22 protein-coding genes are annotated in these 23,469 nt (G+C 69.6%); 6 read left to right on the top strand and 16 right to left on the bottom strand.

Features of this window, described 5'->3' with window-relative positions; all coding sequences use genetic code 11:
- The 11 genes from DTQ71_RS02525 to DTQ71_RS02575 all read right to left on the bottom strand — a co-directional run bounded on the left by DTQ71_RS02525 (position 1) and on the right by DTQ71_RS02575 (position 9,991).
- Entirely contained in the window at positions 1 to 1,161 is a 1,161-nt protein-coding gene (locus DTQ71_RS02525) for an ABC transporter permease (RefSeq protein ID WP_109562699.1), read from the bottom strand.
- A gap of 100 nt (positions 1,162 to 1,261) precedes the next feature.
- Entirely contained in the window at positions 1,262 to 2,824 is a 1,563-nt protein-coding gene (locus tag DTQ71_RS02530) for an ABC transporter ATP-binding protein (protein ID WP_109562700.1), read from the bottom strand.
- The gene (locus tag DTQ71_RS02535; protein WP_109562701.1) at positions 2,821 to 3,183 is read right to left on the bottom strand and encodes a nuclear transport factor 2 family protein; all 363 of its coding nucleotides are present in this window, start codon (positions 3,181 to 3,183) and stop codon (positions 2,821 to 2,823) included. The genes DTQ71_RS02530 and DTQ71_RS02535 overlap by 4 nt, the downstream gene beginning before the upstream one ends.
- Positions 3,183 to 4,187 (bottom strand): BMP family lipoprotein, encoded by a 1,005-nt coding sequence (locus DTQ71_RS02540; RefSeq protein WP_109562702.1) that lies wholly within the window; start codon positions 4,185 to 4,187, stop codon positions 3,183 to 3,185. The genes DTQ71_RS02535 and DTQ71_RS02540 overlap by 1 nt, the downstream gene beginning before the upstream one ends.
- Positions 4,188 to 4,325: 138 nt before the next feature.
- On the bottom strand, positions 4,326 to 4,733 hold the full coding sequence (gene rimI / locus DTQ71_RS02545; protein ID WP_109562703.1) for a ribosomal protein S18-alanine N-acetyltransferase: 408 nt from the start codon (positions 4,731 to 4,733) through the stop codon (positions 4,326 to 4,328).
- 73 nt (positions 4,734 to 4,806) lie between these two features.
- Positions 4,807 to 5,418, bottom strand: a complete 612-nt coding sequence (gene tsaB / locus DTQ71_RS02550) for a tRNA (adenosine(37)-N6)-threonylcarbamoyltransferase complex dimerization subunit type 1 TsaB (RefSeq protein WP_109562704.1) — start codon at positions 5,416 to 5,418, stop codon at positions 4,807 to 4,809.
- Positions 5,419 to 5,979: a NifU family protein gene (locus DTQ71_RS02555; protein ID WP_109562705.1), complete on the bottom strand. Its 561-nt coding sequence runs from the start codon at positions 5,977 to 5,979 to the stop codon at positions 5,419 to 5,421. It abuts the gene before it with no gap.
- An 86-nt stretch (positions 5,980 to 6,065) separates the two neighbouring features.
- A complete protein-coding gene (locus DTQ71_RS02560; RefSeq protein ID WP_109562706.1) occupies positions 6,066 to 7,451 on the bottom strand; it encodes a S1 family peptidase in 1,386 nt (461 codons plus the stop codon).
- A gap of 56 nt (positions 7,452 to 7,507) precedes the next feature.
- A complete protein-coding gene (locus tag DTQ71_RS02565; protein WP_109562707.1) occupies positions 7,508 to 7,963 on the bottom strand; it encodes a universal stress protein in 456 nt (151 codons plus the stop codon).
- 154 nt (positions 7,964 to 8,117) lie between these two features.
- Positions 8,118 to 9,134 carry a hypothetical protein gene (locus DTQ71_RS02570; protein ID WP_146204790.1) on the bottom strand — a complete coding sequence of 339 codons (1,017 nt, stop codon included), beginning with the start codon at positions 9,132 to 9,134 and terminating at the stop codon, positions 8,118 to 8,120.
- A complete protein-coding gene (locus tag DTQ71_RS02575; protein ID WP_109562709.1) occupies positions 9,131 to 9,991 on the bottom strand; it encodes a branched-chain amino acid aminotransferase in 861 nt (286 codons plus the stop codon). Before DTQ71_RS02575 ends, DTQ71_RS02570 begins: the two co-directional genes overlap by 4 nt.
- 96 nt (positions 9,992 to 10,087) lie before the next feature.
- Here DTQ71_RS02575 and DTQ71_RS02580 point away from each other — a divergent pair, with 96 nt between their 5' ends.
- Positions 10,088 to 10,549 (top strand): HugZ family pyridoxamine 5'-phosphate oxidase, encoded by a 462-nt coding sequence (locus tag DTQ71_RS02580; protein WP_109562710.1) that lies wholly within the window; start codon positions 10,088 to 10,090, stop codon positions 10,547 to 10,549.
- Complete coding sequence (locus DTQ71_RS02585; RefSeq protein WP_109562711.1) at positions 10,546 to 11,052, top strand: YdcF family protein; 507 nt, start codon at positions 10,546 to 10,548, stop codon at positions 11,050 to 11,052. The genes DTQ71_RS02580 and DTQ71_RS02585 overlap by 4 nt, the downstream gene beginning before the upstream one ends.
- On the opposite strand, the gene DTQ71_RS02590 is transcribed toward DTQ71_RS02585, so the two are convergent.
- Both DTQ71_RS02590 and DTQ71_RS02595 read right to left on the bottom strand, forming a co-directional pair.
- On the bottom strand, positions 11,012 to 12,877 hold the full coding sequence (locus DTQ71_RS02590) for an adenine deaminase (RefSeq protein ID WP_109562712.1): 1,866 nt from the start codon (positions 12,875 to 12,877) through the stop codon (positions 11,012 to 11,014). The two genes, DTQ71_RS02585 and DTQ71_RS02590, sit on opposite strands and share 41 nt — an antisense overlap.
- Positions 12,874 to 13,515 carry a phosphoribosyltransferase gene (locus tag DTQ71_RS02595; RefSeq protein ID WP_109562713.1) on the bottom strand — a complete coding sequence of 214 codons (642 nt, stop codon included), beginning with the start codon at positions 13,513 to 13,515 and terminating at the stop codon, positions 12,874 to 12,876. Before DTQ71_RS02595 ends, DTQ71_RS02590 begins: the two co-directional genes overlap by 4 nt.
- 67 nt (positions 13,516 to 13,582) lie before the next feature.
- Between DTQ71_RS02595 and DTQ71_RS02600 the strand changes: the two genes are divergently transcribed.
- On the top strand, positions 13,583 to 14,719 hold the full coding sequence (locus DTQ71_RS02600; RefSeq protein ID WP_109562714.1) for an amidohydrolase: 1,137 nt from the start codon (positions 13,583 to 13,585) through the stop codon (positions 14,717 to 14,719).
- 93 nt (positions 14,720 to 14,812) lie between these two features.
- Here the strand turns inward: DTQ71_RS02600 and DTQ71_RS02605 are convergent, their stop codons facing one another.
- From DTQ71_RS02605 to secA, 3 genes are all read right to left on the bottom strand, one after another.
- Positions 14,813 to 16,201 carry a M20/M25/M40 family metallo-hydrolase gene (locus tag DTQ71_RS02605; RefSeq protein WP_109562715.1) on the bottom strand — a complete coding sequence of 463 codons (1,389 nt, stop codon included), beginning with the start codon at positions 16,199 to 16,201 and terminating at the stop codon, positions 14,813 to 14,815.
- On the bottom strand, positions 16,198 to 17,499 hold the full coding sequence (locus tag DTQ71_RS02610; RefSeq protein ID WP_109562716.1) for an amidohydrolase family protein: 1,302 nt from the start codon (positions 17,497 to 17,499) through the stop codon (positions 16,198 to 16,200). The genes DTQ71_RS02605 and DTQ71_RS02610 overlap by 4 nt, the downstream gene beginning before the upstream one ends.
- A 114-nt stretch (positions 17,500 to 17,613) precedes the next feature.
- The gene (secA, locus tag DTQ71_RS02615) at positions 17,614 to 20,352 is read right to left on the bottom strand and encodes a preprotein translocase subunit SecA (RefSeq protein WP_109562717.1); all 2,739 of its coding nucleotides are present in this window, start codon (positions 20,350 to 20,352) and stop codon (positions 17,614 to 17,616) included.
- A gap of 204 nt (positions 20,353 to 20,556) precedes the next feature.
- Here secA and DTQ71_RS02620 point away from each other — a divergent pair, with 204 nt between their 5' ends.
- From DTQ71_RS02620 to DTQ71_RS02630, 3 genes are read left to right on the top strand one after another with little or no spacing between them, the layout of a single operon-like run.
- The gene (locus tag DTQ71_RS02620; protein WP_109562718.1) at positions 20,557 to 21,384 is read left to right on the top strand and encodes a peptidylprolyl isomerase; all 828 of its coding nucleotides are present in this window, start codon (positions 20,557 to 20,559) and stop codon (positions 21,382 to 21,384) included.
- Positions 21,385 to 21,389: 5 nt separating this feature from the next.
- Entirely contained in the window at positions 21,390 to 22,793 is a 1,404-nt protein-coding gene (gene argJ, locus DTQ71_RS02625; protein WP_109562719.1) for a bifunctional glutamate N-acetyltransferase/amino-acid acetyltransferase ArgJ, read from the top strand.
- Positions 22,794 to 22,795: 2 nt separating this feature from the next.
- A complete protein-coding gene (locus DTQ71_RS02630; RefSeq protein ID WP_109563122.1) occupies positions 22,796 to 23,194 on the top strand; it encodes a (deoxy)nucleoside triphosphate pyrophosphohydrolase in 399 nt (132 codons plus the stop codon).
- Positions 23,195 to 23,469: the final 275 nt, after the last annotated feature.

Raw genomic sequence — 23,469 nt, forward strand, 5'->3', positions numbered from 1 at the left:
TCATGGCTCGACCTTCTTCTCGTCGGAATGGCCGCCCGGCTCGACCGGGTTGGTCGGCAGCGGCGCGCGGGGCCGCTTGCGCGCGGACAGGAAGGCGCGTTCGACGGGCGCGCGCACCATGTTGTCGAGCGCGCCGGTAAAGAGGATGACCAGCGCCTGGATCACCAGGATGATCTCGCGGGTCATGCCGTTCATCTCGAAGGTCAGCTCTCCGCCGCCCTGATAGAGCGCCCCGAAGAGCAGCGCCGCCAGGAACACGCCCACCGGGTGCGACCGGCCCATCAGCGCCACCGCGATGCCCACGAAGCCCGCCCCCTGCACCGGGTCGATGACGAGACGCTCGGCCTCGCCCATGACCGAGTTGATCGCCATCAGGCCGATCAGCGCGCCCGAGATCAGCATCGCGATCATGATGATCCGGACCGAGGAGATCCCGCCATAGAGCGCGGCGGGCTCCGACTGGCCGAAGGCGCGGATCTCATAGCCCAGCCGCGTCCGCCAGATCAGCACCCAGACGAAGACGCAGGCAGCGATGGCCAGTAAGAACGAGACGTTGAGCGGGGTCGACCGGCTGAAGCCCATCCAGGGCAGCACGTCATAGGCGTTGGGCAGGTGGACCGACTCGACGAAGCGGGCGGTTTCGGGCGAGCCGCCCGCGCCCGGCACGATCAGCACCCGGCTGAGCAGATAGACCATCAGCGCCGAGGCGATGAAGTTGAACATGATCGTCGTGATGACGATATGGCTGCCCCGCTTGGCCTGGAGATAGGCCGGGATCGCGGCCCAGGCGGCCCCGAACAGCGCCGCGCCCAAGGAGGCCGCGATGATGGCCAGCGACCAGTGCGGCAAGGGCAGATAGAGCAGCACCAGCGCGCAGCCGAGCCCGCCCAGCGCAGCTTGCCCCTCGCCGCCGATATTGAACAGCCGCGCGTGGAACGCGACCGCGACGCCGAGGCCGGTGAAGATGAAGTTCGTCGCGTAGAACAGCGTGTAGCCCCAGCCATAGGCGGAGCCGACAGCGCCGGTGACGAGGATCGAGAGCGCCTCGAACGGGTCCTTACCGATCAGAGCCACGACGAGGCCCGAGACGACCAGCGCCAGGATCAGGTTGATCAGTGGGATCAGCAGGATGTCGGCCCATTTGGGCAGGGCGTCGGTCATTGTCTTCCCTTCGCACGGGTCGAGAGGACAGGTCCGGGGGGCCAGCCCCCCGGACCCCCCGGAGTATTTCTGGCCAGAAGAAGGGGGGCGGAGCTTTTCGTCATTCCGCCGCCACCGGCTTTCCGGTCATGCCCGCCATAAGCAGGCCAAGCTCGTTGGCATCGGTCTCGGATGGCAGCCGCTCGCCCATGATGCGCCCGTCGAACATCACCGCGATGCGGTCGCTGAGGGCCATGATCTCGTCGAGTTCCACCGAGACCAGCAGGATCGCCTTGCCCTTGTCGCGCAGCGCCACGACCTGCTTGTGGATGAACTCGATGGCGCCGATATCGACGCCGCGCGTGGGCTGGCCGATCAGCAGGAGGTCCGGGTCCCGCTCGATCTCGCGGGCCAGGACGATCTTTTGCTGGTTGCCGCCGGAAAAGCTTTTGGCGGCGAGGTTCGGGTCCGGGGGGCGGACATCGAAGCGCGCCATCTTGCCCTCGCAGTCCGTCCTGAGCGCGGTGTTGTCCATGAACAGGCCGGAGCCGAACCGCTCCTCGCGGTGATAGCCGAAGCCGACATTCTCCCAGGCGCGGAACTCCATGATGAGGCCTTCGCGCTGCCGGTCTTCCGGCACATGGGCGATGCCCTGCATCCGCCGCATGCGCGCGTCGGAGGCGGAACCGGTCAGCGCGATCTCCTGGCCGTTCATGCGGATCGTGCCCTCGGCCTTGCGGTAGCCGCCCAGCACTTCCAGCAATTCGGACTGGCCGTTGCCGGAGACGCCGGCGATCCCCAGCACTTCGCCGGCCCGGATGTCGAGATCGATGCCGCGCAGCCGTTCGACCCCCTGGTCGTCGATGACGCGCAGGCCCCGCACTTCCAGCACGGTCTCCTTGGGCTGGGCCGGCGTCTTGTCGACGCGGAGCAGAACCTTGCGCCCGACCATCAGCTCGGCGAGCTGTTCGGGCGAGGTCTCAGCCGTTTTGACGGTCGCCGTCATCTCGCCGCGGCGCATCACCGATACGGTGTCGGTGATTTCCATGATCTCCCGCAGCTTGTGGGTGATCAGGATGATCGTCTTGCCCTGGTCGCGCAGGCCCTTGAGGATGCGGAACAGGTGGTCGGCCTCGGCGGGGGTCAGCACGCCGGTGGGCTCGTCCAGGATCAGGATGTCGGCCTCGCGGTAGAGCGCCTTGAGGATCTCGACGCGCTGCTGGAGCCCGACATTCAGATCCTCGACCACCGCGTCGGGGTCGACGTCCAGCTCGTATTCACGGGCGAGGTCCGTGAGCAGCTTGCGCGCCTTGGCGAGCGACGGCTTCAGCAGCTTGCCGTCCTCGGCGCCCAGAATGACGTTTTCCAGCACGGTGAACGGCTGGACCAGCTTGAAGTGCTGGAACACCATGCCGATCCCGGCGTCGATCGCGGCCTGGCTGTCGGGGATCGGGGTGGGGCGGCCGCCGATATAGATCTCGCCCGCATCGGCCTTGTAGAAGCCGTAGAGGATCGACATCAGCGTCGACTTGCCGGCGCCGTTCTCGCCGATGATCCCGTGGATCGTGCCACGCTTGACCTGGATCGAGATGTCCTTGTTGGCCTGGACCGGGCCGAAGGCCTTGGAGATGCCGCGCAGCTCGATGGCGAGCGGGGCCTCTCCCTGCGACGGTCTCTGGGTCATTCGCTCTCCACGAAGCCGGTGACGCGGGTCAGGCGGCCGTTTTCGGTCGTTCCGACGAAGATCAGCCGGGCGAAGGGGGCGCCATTCCGGTCCAGCCGGGCGCGGGCCAGGGCCGTGCCATGGGTCACGTCCGGCGCGCCCTGCGGCAGCAGCACCGCGTCGGGCAGCGCCTTGAGGAACGTGGACAGGTAGCCGGCCATGCCGTCCTTTCCCTCGAAGGGCTCGGGCGCGTGCGGATCCTCATAGGTGAACGAGGCCGCGAGGGCCTCGTCCAGTATCGTCTCGCGCGCCCCTTCGTCCGCCTCGTTCCAGGCCGAGAGCAGCTTCAGCAGCATCTCATCGGGGGTCGCGTCCGCCATCAGAAGGCCGGGCAGCTGTTGTCGGAGAGGTAGTCGTGGACCTGGATCTCGCCGGCGATGATCTTGGCCTTGGCCTCTTCGACGGCGGCCTGCATCTCGGCGGAGACGAGGTCGGCGTTGTTCTCGTCGAGGGCAAAGCCCACGCCGTCATTCGCCAGCGACATGACGGAGATGCCGGTTTCCAGCTCGCCGTTCATGGCCTGGGTGAAGGTGTCGTAGACGGCGTTGTCGACGCGCTTGACCATCGAGGTCAGAACCTCGCCCGGGTGCAGGTAGTTCTGGTTGCTATCCACGCCGATGGAGAGGATGTCCTCGTCCGCCGCCGCCTGGAGCACGCCGATGCCGGTGCCGCCGGCGGCCGCGAAGACCACGTCGGAGCCCTGGGAGATCTGCGAGCGGGTCAGCTCCGCGCCCTTCACCGGGTCGTTCCAGGCCGAGGGCGTGGTGCCGGTCATGTTCACGATCACGTTGATGTCCGGGTTCACCGCCTTGGCGCCCTGGGCATAGCCGCAGGCGAACTTGGAGATGAGCGGCACGTCCATGCCACCGACGAAGGACACGGTGCCGGTCTCGGAGGCCATCGCGGCCATCATGCCGACCAGGTAGGAGCCCTCGTGCTCGGAGAAGACGATGGACTTCACGTTGGGCTGATCCACCACCATGTCGATGATGGCGAAGGTGGTGTCGGGATAGTCGGGGGCGACCACGTCCAGCGTCGAGGCGTTGGCGAAGCCCAGAACGACCACGGGGTTGGCGCCGCGCTCGGCCATGCGGCGCATGGTCTGCTCGCGCTGCGCCTCGTTGGCGAGTTCGGTCTCGGCGTAGTCTGCGCCGTTCTCCTCGGCCCAGCGCTGGGCGCCGTTGAACGCGCTCTCGTTGAAGGACTTGTCGAACTTGCCGCCCAGGTCGATGATGAGACCGGGGTTCGCGTCCTGCGCCAGGCCCGCGCCCGCGGTCAGGGCCAGCGCGGCGGCGGCGCCCATCAGCTTGGTGGTAATCTTCATGGTGGTCTCCCGTTGTGCCGGTGGGGTTGACCGGGCGGCATGCTGCGCGCCCCGGCCCCCGCCCGTGCGTTTGATGAAGGAGATAAGGCCGCATTCGCCTAAAGGGTTCAAGCCGAATCCGCCCCTAAGGACGCTGGGTCAGAAGTGCTTGCGCATCGTGAGCGCATCGGTGCCCTCGTAATAGCCGGTCCGTTGGCCGACCAGTTGCCAGCCGGCCCGGTCATAGAGCGCGCGCGCCGCCGCATTGTCCGCGGAGACCTCCAGGAATGCCGCGGTCGCGCCGCGCGATCGGGCCTCCGTTTCGAACCGCGACAGCAGCCGGGTGCCCAGTCCGCGCCGCCGGACGGGCGCGGCCACGGCGAGGGTCAGCAATTCCGCCTCGTCCGCAACCGTGCGGCCGAGCGCGAAACCGTCCGGGTCCGCGCCTTCGTAAACGAAAAAGCACTTCGGGTTATGCAGGGCCGAGGCAAAGGCGGCGGCGGACCATCGCGACGCACCATCGAATGCTGTCGAATGAAGGGCGGCGAGGCGTTCAGCCTGGGTCATCGGTGAGCGATCGGTTTGCGGTCGTTCCGGTCTGCGGTCTCGAACTAATACATAGGACGCCAATCTCCAACGGCTAGATCAGCCGGGGCGGCGGGTCCGAGGCGGGCGCGGCGTCAGCGGGTCGCAGGTAGATCGGCGCGGGGCGCGGCCGCCCCGGGGCCGCCCGCGCGGCGGCGATGCGGGCGATGCCCTCGGCCAGATCCGGCGTCGGCCGGTGCGGCCGGCCGAGACGGGCGGCCAGCGCTTCCGCCGCCGGACCCGTCAGGTCTGCGGGCCAGTGGGGCGGCGGCGCCTCGTGCTCGGACAGCGTCACCACCGCGTCGCCCCAGCCGACATGCACCGCGCCGCGCGGAGCGGGCAGGCAAACCGTCACCGCCCGGCCTTGGGCATAGGCCTCGACCGCGCCGATGCCCTCGGCCTGGAGCCCGAGCCCCAGCGCGAGCCCCCGCGCCGCCGCGACGGCGATCCGTGTGCCGGTGAAATTGCCCGGGCCGGTTCCCACGCCGATCGCGTCCAGATCGGCCCAGCCCAGGCCCGCTTCGGCCAGAAGTTCTTCCAGAAGCGGCATGAGCCGCTCCGCCTGGCCCTTGGCCATGGTTTCGATCCGGGAGACGACGATTTCGTCTCCCGACAGCAACGCGGCCGCGCAATGCGCGGCCGACGTATCGAACCCCAGAACGCGCATTCAGAGCCCGACGGGCCGAACCTCCAGCACCTCGGGGATGTAGTGGCGCAGCAGGTTCTCGATCCCCATCTTCAGCGTCATCGTAGAAGAGGGGCAGCCCGCGCAGGCGCCCTTCATCTGCAGATAGACTACGCCGCGGTCGAAGCCGTGGAACGTGATATCGCCCCCGTCCTGCGCCACGGCCGGGCGGACCCGGGTATCGAGCAGCTCGGTGATCTGCCCGACGATGGCGGAATCGGCCTCGTCGTGATTGGCGCCATGGGCGGACTGGGTCTCACCCTCGATGGCGGGGGCGCCGGACTGGAAATGCTCCATGATGCCGCCCAGGATGGCGGGCTTCACGTGATCCCACTCGGTCGCTTCGGCCTTGGTCACGGTCACGAAGTCGTGGCCCAGGAAGACGCCGGTGACGCCGGGCACGTCGAAGAGGCGCCGGGCCAGCGGCGAGGGTGCGGCGGAATCCACGTCGGGGAAATCGGCCGTTCCCTGCTCCAGCACGGCCTGGCCGGGCAGGAATTTCAGCGTCGCGGGATTGGGGGTCGTCTCGGTCTGGATGAACATGGGGAACCTCCGGGTTGGTCTTCTATGTGCGCGCCCCGGCGCCCGGCGTCAAGAAGTTGGAACGATTCTAAGGTGAGCCGGCCCGCTCACCTGTCGGCGTGACATTCGATCATGACCACGGCGCGGGTCAGCGCCTCGGCCAGTCCGGCGGAAATGTCCCGCGGCTCCCCCGAGGGCGCGGGGAGCATCACGCCGGCCGCGCCGAGGAACTGGCGGAGGGGCTTCAGCCGCGTCCCCCCGTTGAGGTTCTGGGCGACCGTGCCGGACCTTTCGCGGATGAAATCGTCCGAGGCCCGGTAGCTGACGACGCCCACCACCCGGCCCTCCATGTCGAGCAGGGGGCCGCCGCTATTGCCCGGCTGCACCGGCGCCGTGATCGTGAAAGCGGTCTCGGACCCGTCGATCCCGCGCAACGCGCTGATATTGCCGCGCGTCGCGCTCAGCCCCTGGTCGAAAAGCCCGGCAAAGGGGAAGCCGAGCGCCACCACGGGCGCCCCGAGCCGGTCCGAGGCGCCCGAGGCGAGGTCCAGCCAGTCGGCGGAGCGCTGCGCCGCCCGCAGCACGGCCAGGTCGGTCTCGGTATCGGTGCGGAGGACCAGTAAGGCGGACCCGTCTGCCAGCGTGAGCCGGTCGCACCCATCGACGACATGGGCGCCGGTGACGATATCCGTGCCGTTCACGTAGAACCCGGTCCCGGTGCCGATCACGCTGGGGGCTGCGGGTGGGCCGCTCTCGGTCGAGCCCGCCGCGCGGGCTGGGCCGTCGTCACCCGCCAGTCCGAAGAGGATCCGCGCGAGATACCCGTCCTGCGGGAGGACGAGCGGGCCGACCGAGCCATTCGCGAGGCTCGCGACGACGACACGCGCACGCGGCGCTTCGGACGGATCCCATTGCACCAGAACGGTTTCGAGCACATCCGCCACGCGGATCGTCCGCAGGTAGATCCGCTTCCCGGAGGCGATTTCGCCTCCGCTGATATAGGCTTCCTCGGTGTCGGCGCGGTAGAAGGGTTCCGCCCCGACATGCTCCGCTTCGAGCCACGCATGCATCGCGCCGGTCTCGGGGCCGGGTCTGAAGATGTAACGGATCACAAGCCCGCGGTCGCCGGTCCTGAGCTCGTAGAAGTCTTCGCCCTCTTCGGCCGACAAAAGCCCCATCGGCAGGAGCGCGGACGTCCCGGACGGATTGAACGCGTCCCATCGCGCCGCGCTGACATCCTCGATGAATGGGATCAGGATGTCGCGCACCGCGCTTTCGTCGGGGGCCGGGCCCGCGGCGGTCCTGACGGCTCGGTCGCTTCGCGCGCCCCAGTCGCCGTCGATCCGCCCGAGATAGGCACCTGCGAAGGACAATCCCGCCTGAAGCAGACGCACCTCTTCGTATGTCAGGGCACGGGCATCGAAGTCCCGCGTTTGGCCGACCGCGAAGACGGCGCTCAGGAGGAACGCGGCGGCGGCGAGGAGCAAACGCATGACATCAGGCTAACAGAGCGGCGAGCCCTGTCCAGCGCGCCTGTCCAGCGCGCCGATCAGGCGATTTGTTCCAGCTGTTCCTTGGACAGGTCGCCCGGCACGATCGTCATGGGCACCGGGAGCGTCCCGGCCGATTTCGTCAGCTGCGTCACCAGCGGTCCCGGCCCCTTTTTGTCGGGCGCCGCGCCCAGGACCAGCACGCCGATCTCGGGGTCTTCGCGGACCTGCGCGAGGATCTCGTCCACCGGCTCGCCTTCGCGGATGACCAGATGCGGCTCCAGCCCGTGCTTGTCGCGCATCCATTTCGCGAAGACCTCGAAATGGGCGACGATGCGGTCGCGGGCCTCCTCGCGCATGATGTCGCCGACGCCGATCCAATGGTTGAATTCGTCGGGCGGGATGACGGATAATACTTCGACCCCGCCGCCCGTATGCTCCGCCCGAAGCGAGGCAAAGCGCATGGCGTTGAGACATTCGCGGCTGTCATCCAGGACGACGAGAAACTTGCGCATGACGACTCCGGCGGCGGTTGCGGCCCCCGGAGCATGGCGTTTGTGGCTGGACCTGTCCAGACGATTGCGCCTGGGGGCGCGGGGGAGGGGGGCTCTGCCCCCCGTCGCCATGGGCGACTCCCCCCGGAGTATTTCCGGCCAGAAGAAAGGACGATCAGCGGATGGCGTGGCGCCAGAGCGCCGTGCCGATCCGGGTCGCGATCAGGACCGCAATCTGGGTCGCGCTGAGCCAGAGCAGGAGGAGCGTCGCGGCGGCGGTCCGGCTGAGGCGCAGGGTCGCGCGAAAGGCGCGGGACTTGCCCAGCACGTCAAGCGTGCGCGGGGTGCGTGGGCCTGCCGCCTCGGACAGCCGCGCCAGCCGCGCGGCATCCTCGGGCCCGTCCACGAGGCGCAGCAGGCGCAGGGCCTCGGCGCTAGAGGTCGCGCGGCGCACGGCGTCCATCTCGCGCGCGATCGCGCCCACGCGGGCCAAGCGCGCGGTATCCGTGACGTCCTCCAGCCGGGCGGTGCCGCGCAGATAGGCTGGGACGGCGCCCCAGCGGATCGGCAGGTCTAGTTGCCGCGCGAGGGCGGGCGAGACGCTGCCCATCCGCCGCGCCATCCGCAACAGCCCCGTGCCAGCCTTGATCGAGGCCGAGCTGCCGCCCGAGGCGAGCACGGCGGCGGTGGCGCCAAGGCCCACCAGGGCCAGCGAGGCGTCGACCGTGTCGACCTGCCGCCCGGCGCTCCAATCCACGCCTGCCCGCCGCAGCGCGTTCACGTCGCCGAGCGGCGAGAGCTCGAAGGGAAGGGCGCAGGCGGCCACAAGGCGCAGGCTCTCGCAGGTGGCGATGTCGGCCATGCAGGCGCCGCAGGCGGCGGCCTGGGCGAGCGGGGCGCGGGTCTCGGCCAGGAGCGCCTCGGCCGCCGCCGGGTCGACTGTGCGGCCGAGTTCCGCGGCGAGAGCGAGCAGCATCTCGGTGCGGTCGGCATCGGGTTCGGCGACGGCCTCGTCCAAAGCCGCCTGCAGCCATGCCTCCGTCGCCGTCCGGGCGACCCGCGCCTCCAGGGTCAGGCGCAGGTCGTCGACCGAGCGCTCCACCAGCGGGGCGGCGAGCGGGTTGGTCGAGAGCATCCAGGCCGTGGCCCCTGCCGTCGCGAGCAAGGGCACGGCCCGCAGCAGGGGCCTCAAGCCGAGAGCGCCCAATCCCAATACATCTCCCGCACCCGCCGAGCGACGGGGCCGACCTGATACTGACGGTCGTCAAAGGCGGTGACCGGCGTGACCTTGGTCAGGTTGCCCGACAGGAAGACCTCGTCCGCGTCGCGGAAATCGTCGAAGCTCAGCACCGTCTCATGCACCGGGGTGCCGTCGGCGGACAGGTTGGCGATGTGGCGCGCGCGGGTGATGCCCGACAGGAAGGTGCCGTTGGCGATCGGGGTGAAGACCTCCCCGTCCTTGACCATAAAGACGTTGGAGGTGGCCGATTCCGCCACGTTCCCCATCGCGTCCGCCACCAGCGCGTTGCCGAAGCCCTTGGCCTGCGCCTCGGCCAGCATCCGCGCGTTGTTGGGATAGAGGCAGCCCGCCTTGGCGTTGCAGACCGCGTCCTCCAGCACGGGGCGGCGGAAGCGGGTGGTCGTCAGCGTCGTCGTCTTGTCGGGGCCGTACATCGGCACCTCTTCGAGGCAGATCGCAAAGCCCGTCTCGGATTTGGACGGCACCAGCCCAAGTTCGCTGCCATGGATGCCCCAATACGTCGGCCGGATGTAGATGGCGGCGTCGGGGGGGTAGCCCTCCAACCCCTCGTGGATCAGCTCGACCATGCGCTCGGCCGTGACCGTGGGGTTCAGCATCAGCGCCTCGGCGGAGCGGTTCACGCGCGCGCAGTGCTTGTCGAGATCCGGGGTCACGCCCTCGAAGCGGCGGGCCCCGTCAAAGACGGAGCTGCCCTGCCAGCTTCCGTGATCGGCCGCGCGCATCACGGCGACGTCCCCGTCATGCCAGGTGCCGTCGAACCAGGTCCTGATGTTTTTTCCGAACGCCATGGGCAGGCCCTCCTCGGAGCGCACCCTAGGGGGCGTTCGGGCCGGGGGCAATCGGTGGGCTTGCATCGCCGCGCCACCGGCCCGAGGGTGCGGCCCATGGATCCGTATCGCCCCCTCGACGACGACGCCCGCGCACTAGCCCACACCCTGCTGACGGGGGCCGTTTCGGGCGCGCTGGGGACATTGCGGGACGGGGCGCCGATGGTGACGCGGGCGGGCTGCCTGTGGATGCCGGGGACGGGCATGGTGCTGCTGCTGTCGGACCTGTCGGACCATGCTCAGGCGCTGGCGGCCGATCCGGCCTGCTCGCTGCTGGTGGGGGAGCCGGGGGCGAAGGGCGACCCGCTGACCCATCCGCGCTTGACGCTGACCGGGCGGGCCGAGGCGGCCGATAAGGCCGCCCTACGCGACGCCTATCTGGCGGCCCGTCCGAAGGCGCAGCTCTACTATGATTTCACGGATTTCCGGCTGGTCCGGATCGCGCCGGCGGAGGCGATGCTGAACGGCGGGTTCGGCAAGGCCTACCGGTTGGGGCCGAGCGACCTGTCGGCGCTGTGAGGACGGCGCTGGTGCTGGGGGCGGCGGTGTGGCCCGGGGGGCGCCCCTCGCCGACCCTGCACCTGCGGGTCGAGCATGCCGTGGTGCTGTGGCGCGAGGGCAGGGTCCAGGCGATCTGCGTCGCCGGCGGACGGGGACGGCATGGCCCGCCAGAGGGCGAGGTTGGCGTGGCTTTGGCGCGCGCCATGGGCGTCCCGGGGGCGGCGCTGCTGGCCGAGACGGCCTCGCGCAGCACGGTCGAGAACCTCGCCTTCGCCGCCCCGATGCTCGCGGGGCGGGAGATCGTGCTGGTGTCGAACCGCTGGCACCTGCCCCGGGCCCGCCTTGCGGCGCGTCTTCTGGGGCTGCGGGTCAGCGCGGACGGCCCGGTGGGCCGCCTGTCCTGGCCGCGCACGCTGCGGGCCGCGCTGCGCGAGACGGTCGCGACCCCTTGGACCGGCTGGCGCGCCTGGAGGGCGCGGCTTACCAGACCACCGGGTGGGTCCGCCCGTCGCGGACATTGACCAGCCCCTCGGGCGCATGCGCGGATGGGGCGACCAGCACCCAGGCCCAGGGCGCGCAGGTCAGGGTGGCGAAGGCCAGCCGCTCGGGGAAGCCGGGCGCCCAGCGGGGCGAGGAAGTCGGCTCCCACATCCACTCGACGCGGTCGGCGGCGGCATAGAGCGCGTCCATCTCGGCGGCGAGCGCCTCGGCGGGGCGGCGGGTCATCAGCCCGCCGATCTCGTAGCGCACAGTGGCGGCAAGCTCTCCCTCGATCACCAGGGCCCAGCCGCCCTGCATCTCCTGGATGGTGTTGACCGCCAGCGCCATGGCCGCGTCGCAGGAGCCGCAGGCCCAGACATTGTGCTGGTCATGCGCCATGGAGCAGGCAAGCGCCGTCCCAGGCGTCGCGGGTCCCGTGCCGCGCCAGAACATTTTAGAGACTCCGCCGCCGCCATAACGGTCGACGATGGCGAATTTGGTGATCGTCTGGGCGGTGTCCCGCTGCACGAGGCCGTCCACGACCGGCAATTCGGCCGTCAGGAATTCCGGCTCCCAGTGGAAGGGGCGGAGCAGGGCGGCGGTGACGGTCTCGCGCCCCGGAGGCGCGGGGATGGCGAAGTCCTCGGCGGTGAGTTCTCGCCCGATACGGACGGAGCGGGTCGCCGCCTCGGGCCGGTCGATCCGAGGGATCTCGGGCAGGTAGCGGCGACCCTCGGAGATTTGCGCGCCATCGGCCCAGACCTCCGCGATCTCGACCGTCTCGACCTCCGAGAGCAGCACCAGATCGGCATAGCGCCCCGGCGCGACCGCTCCGACCCAGGGCGTCAGCCGCATGTGCCGCGCGGGGTTCAGCGTGACCAGCGCGATCGCCGTCTCAGGCGCGAGCCCCGCCTCGATCGCCAGCCGGACGTTGTGGTCGGTGGCCCCCAGCCGCAGCGTGTCCTGCGCCCCCCGGTCGTCGGTGCAAAGCGCCAACTGATCCCAGCGGGTGAGCCCCCTCTCCAGAAGCCCCCGGATCATGTCCGGCAGGGAATGCGGCCGCATCTCCACGAAGAGGCCACGCTTGAGCTTGTCCATCGCTTCCTCGGCGGTCCAGGCCTCGTGGTCCGAGGCCATGCCGGCGGCGGCAAAGGCGGAGATGTCGGAGATATCGCGCATTCCGGCGGCATGACCCTCGACCACGCCGCGCGCTGCCATCGTGGCTTCGATCATGCCCCAGAGCCGCTCGTGGCTGGGGTTCCCGGCATCCCAGACGGCGGGCCAGTCCATCACCTCGTCCAGGCCGGGCACCTGGGGATGGGCCATGAATTCGGCCTGCTCGGCGCGGCCGAAATGGCCGCCGCCGCTCTCGTAGCCGGTGGGCGGCGTGGCGGAGCCGGGCAGGGGGAAGATCTTGCAGGGCATCCCCGCGCGCCGGTGGGTCAGCCAGAACTCCAGGTTCCCGGGCCCGTCGATATTGGAATATTCGTGGCTCGCCTCGCAGGTCCAGGTGCAGCCATGGGGCAGGACCAGCGCGGCCTCGTATTCCGGGGTCAGGTGGCTCGATTCGATATGCTTGTGAACCTCGCCGAAGCCCGGCACGGCGGCAAGAGGCCTCCGGTCATGCCGCGCCCGGGCCTCTCCGGGCCAAGCGCCGGCGGGGCCGGTCCAGGCGATGCGGCGCCCGGCGATCACGATCTCGGCGTCCTCGCTCCAGAGCCCGCTATGCACATCCAGCAGCCAGCCCACCCGCAGCACGGCATCCGCAGGCGCCTTGGCCTGGGCGACCAGGGCGAGGTGGCGGCGGATGCGGCCCTCCGCGCGGGCGTCGGGTAGCAGGTCGTCGGGCAGCGGGGCGTCCGTCATGCGGGTCTCCATCCGTCGGGGCTGCGGGTCAGGCGCGGGGTGGCGAAGGCCGTGCGCAGGGGCAGGTCGGTCTCGGGCGTGCCCTGCCGCATGGCGACGCCAAGGGCCACGGGCGTCACGCCCGCCTTCGCCAGGAGCCGCAGCGCGGCCCGCATCGACCCGCCGGTCGAGATGACGTCATCCACCAGCGCGACCCGCGCGCCGTCCAGGAGAGGCAACAGGCGCGGGTCCAGATAGAGCCGCTTCTCCTGGTCCGGCGACGTGATGGAGCGCATCGGCTCCGACAGGTCGGGGTCATACCAGAACTTGCGGCTGGTCCCCAGCGGCAGCATTCGCGCGTGGTCCAGGCGGCGGGCGACGGCCTCGGCCAGGGGCAGGCCGAGGGTCGGGATGCCGACGATGACATCGGGCGCGTCGGGGCGCAGCGCCTGCGCCACGGATTCGGCCAGCGCGTCGAAGACCGCGAAGCTCGCCTGGTTCACGATCAGCGAGGCCACGGCCCGGTCGCAGCCCCCCGGCAGCACGCGGATGGGGCAGAGGATGCGCCGCCCGTCGGGCAGGGCGGCGGCATAGCGGTCGCCCTCCGCGCCGGTGGGGCCAGGGGGCAGGAGCACCTGCCAGAACTCGTGAGGCTGCATTCCGTTTCCCCTAAGGACCTGCCTCAGCATAGGGTGGCCGCAGACGGGCGCAATCGGGGAGCCGGGCATGGGATTGGACGAATTGACGGGGCTGCGCCGGGACTTGCACGCGCATCCCGAACTGGGCTTCGAAGAGGTCCGCACCTCCGGCATCGTCGCCGACCGGCTGGAGGCGGCGGGTCTGGAGGTGCGGCGCTTCGCGGGGACCGGCGTTGTCGGCACGCTGACGCGCGGGGCGGGCCCCCGGATCGGCCTGCGCGCCGATATGGACGCGCTCGCCATGCCCGAGACCGGCACGCCGCCCTGGGCCTCGCGCCATCCGGGCCGGATGCATGCTTGCGGACATGACGGCCATACGGTGATGCTGCTGGGCGCGGCGGAGCAATTGGCGCGGGAGGGCGGCTTTGCCGGCACCGTCCATTTCGTCTTCCAGCCCGCCGAAGAGGGGCGCGGCGGCGCGGCCGCGATGTTCGCCGACGGGCTCCTGGAGGCCTGTCCGATGGACGCCGCCTATGGTCTGCACAACATGCCCGGTCTGGACCCGGACCAGATCGCCGTGGTCGAGGGGCCGCAGCTGGCCTCGTCGGACAGTTGGCACGTCACGTTCCAGGGCGAGGGCACCCATGGTGCCAAGCCCCATCTGGGCCGCGACGCGGTCACGGCGGCGGGGCATTTCCTGACTCAGCTGCCGACGATCACCGCGCGGGAGGTCGACCCGCTGCAACCGGCCGTGGTCTCGGCCTGCGCGCTGGAGGCGGGGGATTTCGACGCGCTCAACGTCATTCCCGACGCCGTGCGCCTGGGCGGGACGGCCCGGGCCTACACGCCCGAGGTCCGCGACCAGCTGGAGGCCGCCATCGGCCGCTTGGCGCGCGGGGTGGCCGAGGGGTTCGGGATCGCCGCCGATTACCGCTTCACCCGCCGCATCGCGCCGGTCGTGAACGCCCCCGCGCCGACGGCGGTGGCGCGGGCGGCGGCGAAACGGGCTGGGCGCCTCGTCCCCGCCTTTCCGCCCTCTACGGCGGGGGACGATTTCGCGGAGTTCTCGGCCCGCGTCCCGGGCTGCTATGTCTGGCTCGGCAACGGTCCGGCGCGGGACGGCGCTTTGCACCATAACGGGCGCTACGATTTCGACGACCGGGCGATCCCCACCGGGGTGCGCTATTGGGTAGAGTTGGTGCGGGGGGCGCTCCCGCTGGCGTGACGGCGCGTGGCCTCGATGGAGGAGGGGGGCCAGCCCCCGTCGCCAGAGGCGACTCCCCCCGGAGTATTTCCGGCCAGAAGAAGAGGCGGGAGCTCAGCGCGCGCGGTCGAGGCGGGACAGGGCGTCGATGATCCGCACCCAGCTGCGGGTGCCGCGGGTGAAGCTGGAGAGGTCGTATTTCTCGTCCGGCGCGTGGATGCGGTTGCCGAGGCTGGCGAAGCCGACCAGCAGCGCCTCCGCCCCGATCGCGTCTTTCAGCATCGGCAGGATCGGGATCGTCCCGCCCATGCCGATCAGAGCCGCGCCGCCCCATTCGCCCTCCAGCGCTTCGGTCGCGGCCGAGAGCCAGGGGGAGGAGACGGGCATCGCCGTGCCGCGCCCCATCGTGTGATCCGTGAACGCGACCGAGGCGTCGGGCGGCAGATGCGCGCGGATATGGGCCTGGAACAGGGCGCGGATGCGGTCCGGGTCCTGGCCGGGGGCGAGGCGGAAGGAGAGCTTGGCATGGGCCTCCCGCGGGATCACGGTCTTGAAACCGGGCTCGGTGTAGCCGCCCCATACGCCGTGGATGTCGCAGCTGGGCCGGGCCCAGACCTGCTCCAGCACGGAGCGGCCCGCCTCTCCGGCCGGATGGCTCAGCCCGACGCGGCCCAGGAACTCCGCCTCGTCGACATGCAGCCGCTCCCAGGCGGCGGCGACGCTCGGGTCAAGGGGCGCGATGTCGGCGTGGAAGCCGTCAATGGCGATGCCGCCATCGGGCCCGCGCAGGCCCGCCAGCAGGTCGCACAGCACCGTGAGCGCGTTGCGGGCGGCATTGCCGTAGATGCCGGAATGGAGGTCACGGTCGGCGGTCGTCACCGTGATCTCCTGGGAGCAGATGCCCCGGGTCGAGACGGTGATCGCGGGGGTTTCGGCATCCCATTGGTCACTGTCGCAGGCGAGGATCGCGTCGGCGCGCAGCTCCGCGGCATGCTCGGCCAGGAAGGGCGCGAGGGAGGCGGAGCCGGATTCTTCCTCCCCCTCGATCAGGACCGAGACGCGCAGGGGCAGGCCGCCGCGGGTGGCGATCCAGGCGCGGCAGGCCTCCAGGAAGGTCATCATCGCGCCCTTGTCGTCGGACGCGCCGCGGCCGTTGATATGGGTCTCGCCGTTGGGGCCCGGTGTCAGCGAGGGCTCGAACGGGGGACGGGACCAGAGCGCCGGGTCGCCCGGCGGCTGCACGTCGTAATGGCCGTAGAACAGGACATGGGGCGTGGTCTCGGGGCCGGGCAGATGGGCCAGGACCATTGGGTGGCGGAGCGTGGGGATGGCGCGCGCCTCCGCGCCCATCAAGGTCAGGTCGCGCACCAGCCAGTCGGCGGCGGCGGCGCAATCCCCGGCATGGGCCGGGTCGGTCGAGACCGAGGGGATGCGGATCAGTTCGAACAGGCGGGCGAGGGCGGCCTCGGTCTGGCTGTCGGCTTGGGCGAGGACGTCCTTCATGGCGCGCTCCGGTCGATCTCGGCGATGCGGGCGCCGAAGGTGCGGGCGGTCTGCCGGGCGTCGGCCAGGATCGCCGCCGGGTCCAGGCTTTGGACCGCGCGGTCGATCATCAGCCAGCGGCCGCCGACCATGGTGGAGCGGACATCGCTGGGCAGGGTCGAGAACACCAGCGTCGCGGCGAGGTCGTAGACCGGCTGCTGCCTCGGGTCGTCCAGCGACACGCGGATCAGATCGGCACGGAAGCCCGGGGCGAGGCGGCCGATCCGGTCCGCCATCCCCAGCACGCGGGCGCCGCCGGTGGTCGCCATCTCCAGCACCTGCGAGGGGGGCAGGGCGGCGCGCGTCCCCTGGGCCACCTTCTGCGCGATGGTCGCGGGGGCCATCTGGCTGAACAGGTCCAGCGTGTTGCCCGACATGGCGCCGTCGGTGGCCAGCCCCAGGGGCACGCCGCGCGCGGCGAGGTCGGCGATCGGCGCGGTCGGGCGGCCGCCCTTGCCGTTGGCGCGGGGGCAATGGGCCACGCCCGCGCCGCTTTGGGCCAGCAGGGCGCGGTCGGCTTCGGTCAGGTAGACGCAATGGGCGGCGATCAGGCCGGGGCGCAGCAGGCCCGCTTCGGCCACGATCTCGACGGTGGAGCGATCATGCTCCCGCGCGGCCCAGGCGATCTCATCGGCGGTCTCGGCAAGGTGGATCTGGACGGGCAGGCCGGGATGGGCCTCGGACCAGGCGGCGACGCGGGACAGGATCTCGGGCCCGGTGGAATAGGGCGCGTGGGGCGCGATGCCGGGGGTGACGGTGGGGTGACCGGTCCAGCGCGCGGCCAGGGCGTCGGCCTGGGCGAAGGCGGCGTCGATATCGGGGGCGTCCGGCACGGGGAAGGTGGCGACGGTCTGCCCGACCACGCCGCGCAGGCCCGAAGCGGCGAGTTCCTCGGCGATGGCGTCCTCGAAATAATACATGTCGGCGACGGTCGTGACCCCGCCGCGGATCGATTCGAGCAGGGCGAGGCGGGTGCCGATGCGCACGACCTCCTCGGTGACGCAGGCGCGCTCCAGCGGGAGGATGTAGCGGAAGAGGCGGTCGTCCACCTCCTCGGCGAGGCCGCGGAACAGGGTCATCGGCAGGTGACCATGGGGGTTGATCATGCCGGGCATGAGCAGGTCGCCGCCCATGTCCTCGAAGGGGCCGGGCGGGTCGCCCGCGCCGATCCGGGCGATGCTGTCGCCCTCGATCTCGACCCAGCCCCGGTCGATCTCCGGGCCGTCCATCGTCAGGAGGCGGGCGTTGGCGAGGATCATCGGAGGGGGCCTTGGCAGGGAAGAAACGGAGCGCGGTCCGACCTTAGGCCGGTTTCCGCGCCCCTGTCGCCGTCGAAGATCTCTCTGCCCCCCTGCCGCGGCCCATGCGGCGCCTCAGAAGGCGCCGTGGCAGTGCTTGAACTTCTTACCCGAGCCGCAGGGGCAGGGATCGTTGCGGCCCGGATTGCCCCAGGTCGAGGGATCGTCCTCGACGAAGCCTTCCGCGGCGGCGCCGCCGGCGGCCGCTGCGCCCGCCGCCGCGCCGACCGCCTCGGGCTGGCGCTGGGGCGCGGGGCTGGCCTGTTGCGCGGCGGCTTGCGCGGCGCGCTGCTGGGCGATGAGCTGCTCCATCATCGCCTTGCGCTCCTCTTCGGTGAGCGGGCGGATCTGGCTGAGCTTCTTCGTCACATCGGCGCGCAGGCTGTCGAGCATCCCCTCGAAGAGCTGGAAGCTCTCGGTCTTGTATTCGTTCAGCGGGTCGCGCTGCGCATAGCCGCGGAAGCCCACGACCGAGCGCAGATGCTCCAGCGTCAGGAGATGCTCGCGCCATTTCTGGTCGATCGTCTGGAGCAGCACCTGCTTTTCGACCTGGCGCATCTGATCGGCGCCGAAGGCCTCGGCCTTCTCCTGCATGGCCTTGTCGGAGGCAGCATAGAGCCGCTCACGTACGACGTCCTGATCGACGCCGTCCTCATCGGCCCAGGCGATGATCGGTTCGTCCAGGTTCAGCACCTCGATCACCGCGGCATAGAGCCCTTCGGCGTCCCATTGCTCGGCATAGGTCTTGGGCGGCAGATACTGGTCGACCAGATCGTCGATCACCTGGTGGCGCATGTCCTGGGCGATCTCGCCGATTTCCTCGGCCCGCATGATTTCCAGGCGCTGCTCGAACACGGCCTTGCGCTGGTCGTTCATGACGTCGTCGAATTTCAGAAGCTGCTTGCGGATGTCGAAGTTGCGGCCTTCGACCTTGGCCTGGGCCCGCTCCAGCGACTTGTTCACCCAGGGGTGCACGATCGCTTCGCCTTCTTTCATGCCGAGCTTGCCCAGCATGGAATCGAGCCGCTCGGACCCGAAGATCCGCATCAGGTCGTCGTCGAGCGACAGGAAGAAGACCGACCGGCCCGGGTCGCCCTGACGGCCCGAGCGGCCGCGGAGCTGGTTGTCGATGCGGCGGCTCTCGTGACGCTCGGTGGCCAGCACGAACAGGCCGCCCGCGTCGATGACCTTTTGCTTGTCGACGGCGACTTCGGCCTCGATCCGCCGGCGCACGTCGTCGGGATCGGCCTGGGGGTCGGCGGCGAGCGCCTGGAGCACCCGCATCTCCACGTTGCCGCCCAGCTGAATGTCGGTGCCGCGCCCGGCCATGTTGGTGGCGATGGTGATCGCGCCCGGCTTGCCCGCATCGGCGATGATCTGCGCTTCCTGCTCATGGAGGCGGGCGTTGAGCACGTTATGCTCCAGCCCTTCCTTCTTGAGCATCTGGCTCAACATCTCGGATTTTTCGATGGAGGTGGTGCCGACCAGAACGGGCTGGCCCTTGCCGTGGGCGGTTTTGATCTCCTCGACCAGGGCCGCGTATTTCTCGGCCGCCGTGCGGTAGACGTGGTCGTCCTCATCGGCGCGGGCGACGGGCTTGTTGGTGGGCACCTCGACCACGCCCAGCCCGTAGATCGAGCCGAATTCCTCGGCCTCGGTCGCCGCCGTGCCTGTCATGCCGGCCAGCTTGTCGTAGAGGCGGAAGTAGTTCTGGAACGTCACCGAGGCGAGCGTCACGTTCTCGGGCTTGATCGACACGCCCTCCTTGGCCTCGATGGCCTGGTGCAGCCCGTCGGACAGGCGGCGGCCGGGCATCATCCGGCCCGAGAACTCGTCGATCAGCACGACCTCGTCGTCGCGCACGATGTAGTTCTGGTCCTTGTTGAACAGCTTATGCGCCCGCAGGCCCTGGTTCACATGGTGGACGATGGTGGTCGATTCCGGATCGTAGAGGGACTGATCCTCGGGCAGGATGCCGGCGATGTGCAGCCGCTCCTCCAGGAACTCGTTGCCTTCGTCGGTGAAGGTGACCGAGCGCTGCTTTTCGTCCTTGGTGAAATGCTCCTCCCGGATCTCGGGGATGAGACGGTCGATGGTCTGGTAAAGCTCGGATCGGTCCTGCGAGGGCCCAGAGATAATGAGCGGCGTGCGCGCCTCGTCGATCAGGATCGAGTCGACCTCGTCCACGATGGCGAAGTTGTGCCCGCGCTGGAACATCTCCGCGATATTGGAGCGCATGTTGTCGCGCAGATAGTCGAAGCCCAGTTCGTTATTGGTGGCATAGGTGATGTCGGCGGCGTAACCTGCGCGCTTTTCGTCGTCGGGCTGCTGCGGGACGACGACGCCGGTGGTCATGCCCAGCGCGCTGAAGACCTTGCCCATCCATTCGGCGTCGCGCCGAACGAGGTAGTCGTTGACCGTGACGATATGCACGCCTTTGCCGCTCAGCGCATTCAGATAGGCGGGAAAGGTTGCGACCAGGGTCTTGCCCTCGCCGGTCTTCATCTCGGCGATGTTGCCCTCATGCAGGAAGATCCCGCCCAGAAGCTGCACGTCAAAGGCGCGCAGACCCAGCGCCCGGCGCGCGGCTTCACGACAATTCGCGAAAGCCTCCGGCAGCAGGGCGTCGAGGCTCTCGCCGCCTTTCGCCCGCTCCTGGAGCGCCCGCGTCCGCTCGATCAGTTCTGCGTCCGAGAGGGCCTGGAACTCCGGCTCCATCTCGTTGATCTTGGCCACGGTCTTCATCTTGGCCTTGACCAGCCGGTCGTTCGCCGTGCCGAAGACCTTCTTCGCGATGCCACCCAATCCCAGCATGTGCCTACCCGTCCTTCGCGCCCTTGCCGCCTGACCGCGCGCCCCATATTCAAACCGTGAAGAGAGGATTGCGGCGGCCCCATTGCGGGACGCGGTGAAAATTGCCTGAGAGCGCACTTAAGTGGCCCCCTGAGGGGTGTCAACGAAGGCGCCCCATGGCCAAGGAAGACAGGGCACCGACTGGTGCCGGAAAGGATCGACCCGATGACGAGACTGATGACGAGCGCCGCCCTGGTTCTGGCGCTGGCCGCCCCGGCGGCCGCGCAGGACGCGGATACGGTGCTGGCCACCGTCGACGGAACCGAGATCACGCTGGGGCATCTGATCGCCATGCGCGCGCGGCTGCCGCAGCAATATCAGCAACTGCCCGACCAGGTGCTCTATGACGGCATGCTGGAGCAGCTGATTCAGCAGCAGGTGTTGGCCGACGCCGCCCGGGCCGACATGGCCAAGGCGGACGAGCTGGGCCTTGAGAACGAGCAACGCGCCTTCCTGGCCGGCCGCGTCATCGACCGCGCCGCCACCGCGCCGCTTGAGGACGGTGCGCTTCAGGCGCTCTACGACGAGACCTACGGCAGCGCCGAGCCCGAGACCGAGTGGAACGCGAGCCATATCCTGGTCGCGTCCGAGGAGGAGGCGCAGGCGCTGGTCGAGCGGCTCGAAGGCGGGGCGGATTTCGCGGAACTCGCGCGGGCCGAGTCGACCGGCCCCTCGGGCCCCAATGGCGGGGCGCTGGGCTGGTTCGGCGCGGGGATGATGGTGCCGGAATTCGAAGCGGCCGTGCAGGGCCTGGAGGCGGGCGCGGTCAGCGCTCCGGTCCAGACGCAGTTCGGCTGGCATGTCGTCAAGCTCAACGAGACCCGCCAGAAGGACGCGCCGCCGCTGGAGCAGGTCCGCGCCGAGCTGGAGTCGCAGTTGCAATCCGCCGCCGTCGATGCCGAGGTCTCGCGGCTGACCGAGGCGGCGAATGTCACCCGCGCCGAGGTCGAGATCGACCCGGCGCTGATCCGCGACGGCGGTCTTTTGGAGTAAACGCCATGGGCAAGGGCAAGGACGTGAAGACGGCGGTCAAGAAAGCCAAGAAAAAGGCCGCCAAGCGGCTCGATGCGGCCCTGGCCGAGGCCAAGGCGAAGCAGGCCGAACTGGAGGCCCGCGTCGCCGAGCTGGAGGCCGCGCCTGAAGCGGCGCTCCCGACGGCGGTGGGCGGCCCGCTCGTCTCGCCCCTGGCCCCGGATTTCCCCGACTTGCCCCAGATCGTGGGCGTCCGCTTCGCCACGGCGCAGGCGGGCGTCAAATACAAGGGCCGCACCGACGTGATGCTGGCCGATCTCGCGCCCGGCACGGCGGTGGCGGGGGTCTTCACCCGCTCGGCCACCCGCTCGGCCGCGGTGCTCGACTGCCAGGAGAAGCTCAAGGGCGAGCGCGGCGAAGGCGGCTGGGCGATTTTGGTCAATTCCGGCAACGCCAACGCCTTCACCGGCGGGCAAGGCGCGGACTCGGTCGAGGCCGTCTGTCAGGCGGCGAGCCAGGCTTTGGGCGTTCCGCCCGCGCGTGTGCTGACCTCGTCGACCGGCGTGATCGGCCAGCCGTTGCCCCATGACCGGATCGTGGCGGCCCTGGACGGGTTGTCTCAGTCGCTCGCACCCGACGGCATCGCCGAGGCGGCCCGCGCGATCATGACGACCGACACCTTCCCCAAGGGCGCGACCGCCACGGTGGAGATCGAGGGCACACCCGTCACCATCGCGGGGATCGCCAAGGGCTCCGGCATGATCGCGCCCGACATGGCGACGATGCTGGCCTACGTCTTTACCGACGCCAATGTCAGCGACCGCGCGCTCCAGGCGATGCTGTCGGACCTGACGAAGACGACTTTCAACGCCATCACGGTCGATAGCGACACCTCCACCTCCGATACGGTGATCGTTGCGGCGACGGGCCGGGCGCAACACGCGCGGATCGACTCGGCCCGCACCGTGTCCGGGCGGGACTTCAAGGCCGCGCTGGGCGCTGTTCTCAAGGATCTCGCATTGCAGATCGTGATGGACGGAGAGGGCGCGACCAAGCTGGTCGAGGTCGCCGTCACCGGCGCGGCCAGCGCGCAGGACGCGCGCCGGGTGGCCTCGGCCATCGCCAACTCGCCGCTGGTCAAGACCGCCATCGCCGGAGAAGATCCGAACTGGGGCCGGATCGTCGCGGCGGTGGGCAAGGCGGGGGCCAAGGCCGACCGCGACCTGCTGCGGATCTCCTTCGGGGACATCCTCGTGGCCGAGCAGGGGCGCATCGCCGACAGCTACACCGAAGAGGCGGGGGCAGCCTACATGACCCGCGATCGGATCAAGATCACCGTCGATCTGGGTCTCGGCGACGCGACCGACACGATGTGGACCTGCGACCTGACGGCCCGCTACATCGAGATCAACGCGGATTATCGCTCTTGAGCCTGCCGGTCGTTCTCGTCTCGGCCGTCGCCCTGGTGGACGCGGATGGCCGGGTGCTTCTCGCGCAGCGGCCGGAGGGCAAGTCGATGGCTGGTCTGTGGGAGTTTCCCGGCGGCAAGGTCGAACCGGGCGAATCGCCCGAGGTCGCACTCATCCGGGAGTTGCAGGAAGAACTTGGAATCGACACATGGGCGAGTTGCCTCGCGCCGCTCACTTTCGCGTCACATGCATATTCCGACTTCCATCTTCTGATGCCCCTGTTCGTTTGCCGAAAGTGGAACGGCATACCGAAAAGTAACGAAAATCAGGCTCTGGCTTGGGTCAAGCCGATGAAATTAAGGGATTATCCCATGCCGCCGGCCGATCTGCCGTTGATTCCGATCTTGCGCGACTGGTTGTGATCACACAACGTTGTTTCATAAATGCGCGATTTTCGGGCGGATTGTCCTGGCCCGTGCCCAAGGTCAGACCTATGTTTGGATTACTCACAGGCCAGTCGGAGGAAACTGGATGCTTAGGACCATCACCATAGGGAACTACCTCTCCATCCAGGGGACGTTCGTGAAAATGCTCAAAGACGGCCTGATGGAGGTGCGGGTGGGGAGCCGCACTTACGCTGGCCGCCCCGTCGGCTAACGCGAGAAAACGGTCCGGGTGTGTGCACAGGCACCGGACC

It is taken from the genome of Jannaschia seohaensis (assembly GCF_900116765.1).
Classification (GTDB): Bacteria; Pseudomonadota; Alphaproteobacteria; order Rhodobacterales; family Rhodobacteraceae; genus Jannaschia; species Jannaschia seohaensis.

What these genes read in the sequence shown, in the direction of transcription:
- DTQ71_RS02525 (WP_109562699.1), bottom strand. Translation starts at nt 1,161, where the DNA reads ATGACCGACGCCCTGCCCAAATGGGCCGACATCCTGCTGATCCCACTG.
- DTQ71_RS02530 (WP_109562700.1), bottom strand. Translation starts at nt 2,824, where the DNA reads ATGACCCAGAGACCGTCGCAGGGAGAGGCCCCGCTCGCCATCGAGCTG.
- DTQ71_RS02535 (WP_109562701.1), bottom strand. Translation starts at nt 3,183, where the DNA reads ATGGCGGACGCGACCCCCGATGAGATGCTGCTGAAGCTGCTCTCGGCC.
- DTQ71_RS02540 (WP_109562702.1), bottom strand. Translation starts at nt 4,187, where the DNA reads ATGAAGATTACCACCAAGCTGATGGGCGCCGCCGCCGCGCTGGCCCTG.
- rimI (WP_109562703.1), bottom strand. Translation starts at nt 4,733, where the DNA reads ATGACCCAGGCTGAACGCCTCGCCGCCCTTCATTCGACAGCATTCGAT.
- tsaB (WP_109562704.1), bottom strand. Translation starts at nt 5,418, where the DNA reads ATGCGCGTTCTGGGGTTCGATACGTCGGCCGCGCATTGCGCGGCCGCG.
- DTQ71_RS02555 (WP_109562705.1), bottom strand. Translation starts at nt 5,979, where the DNA reads ATGTTCATCCAGACCGAGACGACCCCCAATCCCGCGACGCTGAAATTC.
- DTQ71_RS02560 (WP_109562706.1), bottom strand. Translation starts at nt 7,451, where the DNA reads ATGCGTTTGCTCCTCGCCGCCGCCGCGTTCCTCCTGAGCGCCGTCTTC.
- DTQ71_RS02565 (WP_109562707.1), bottom strand. Translation starts at nt 7,963, where the DNA reads ATGCGCAAGTTTCTCGTCGTCCTGGATGACAGCCGCGAATGTCTCAAC.
- DTQ71_RS02575 (WP_109562709.1), bottom strand. Translation starts at nt 9,991, where the DNA reads ATGGCGTTCGGAAAAAACATCAGGACCTGGTTCGACGGCACCTGGCAT.
- DTQ71_RS02580 (WP_109562710.1), top strand. Translation starts at nt 10,088, where the DNA reads ATGGATCCGTATCGCCCCCTCGACGACGACGCCCGCGCACTAGCCCAC.
- DTQ71_RS02590 (WP_109562712.1), bottom strand. Translation starts at nt 12,877, where the DNA reads ATGACGGACGCCCCGCTGCCCGACGACCTGCTACCCGACGCCCGCGCG.
- DTQ71_RS02595 (WP_109562713.1), bottom strand. Translation starts at nt 13,515, where the DNA reads ATGCAGCCTCACGAGTTCTGGCAGGTGCTCCTGCCCCCTGGCCCCACC.
- DTQ71_RS02600 (WP_109562714.1), top strand. Translation starts at nt 13,583, where the DNA reads ATGGGATTGGACGAATTGACGGGGCTGCGCCGGGACTTGCACGCGCAT.
- DTQ71_RS02605 (WP_109562715.1), bottom strand. Translation starts at nt 16,201, where the DNA reads ATGAAGGACGTCCTCGCCCAAGCCGACAGCCAGACCGAGGCCGCCCTC.
- DTQ71_RS02610 (WP_109562716.1), bottom strand. Translation starts at nt 17,499, where the DNA reads ATGATCCTCGCCAACGCCCGCCTCCTGACGATGGACGGCCCGGAGATC.
- secA (WP_109562717.1), bottom strand. Translation starts at nt 20,352, where the DNA reads ATGCTGGGATTGGGTGGCATCGCGAAGAAGGTCTTCGGCACGGCGAAC.
- DTQ71_RS02620 (WP_109562718.1), top strand. Translation starts at nt 20,557, where the DNA reads ATGACGAGACTGATGACGAGCGCCGCCCTGGTTCTGGCGCTGGCCGCC.
- argJ (WP_109562719.1), top strand. Translation starts at nt 21,390, where the DNA reads ATGGGCAAGGGCAAGGACGTGAAGACGGCGGTCAAGAAAGCCAAGAAA.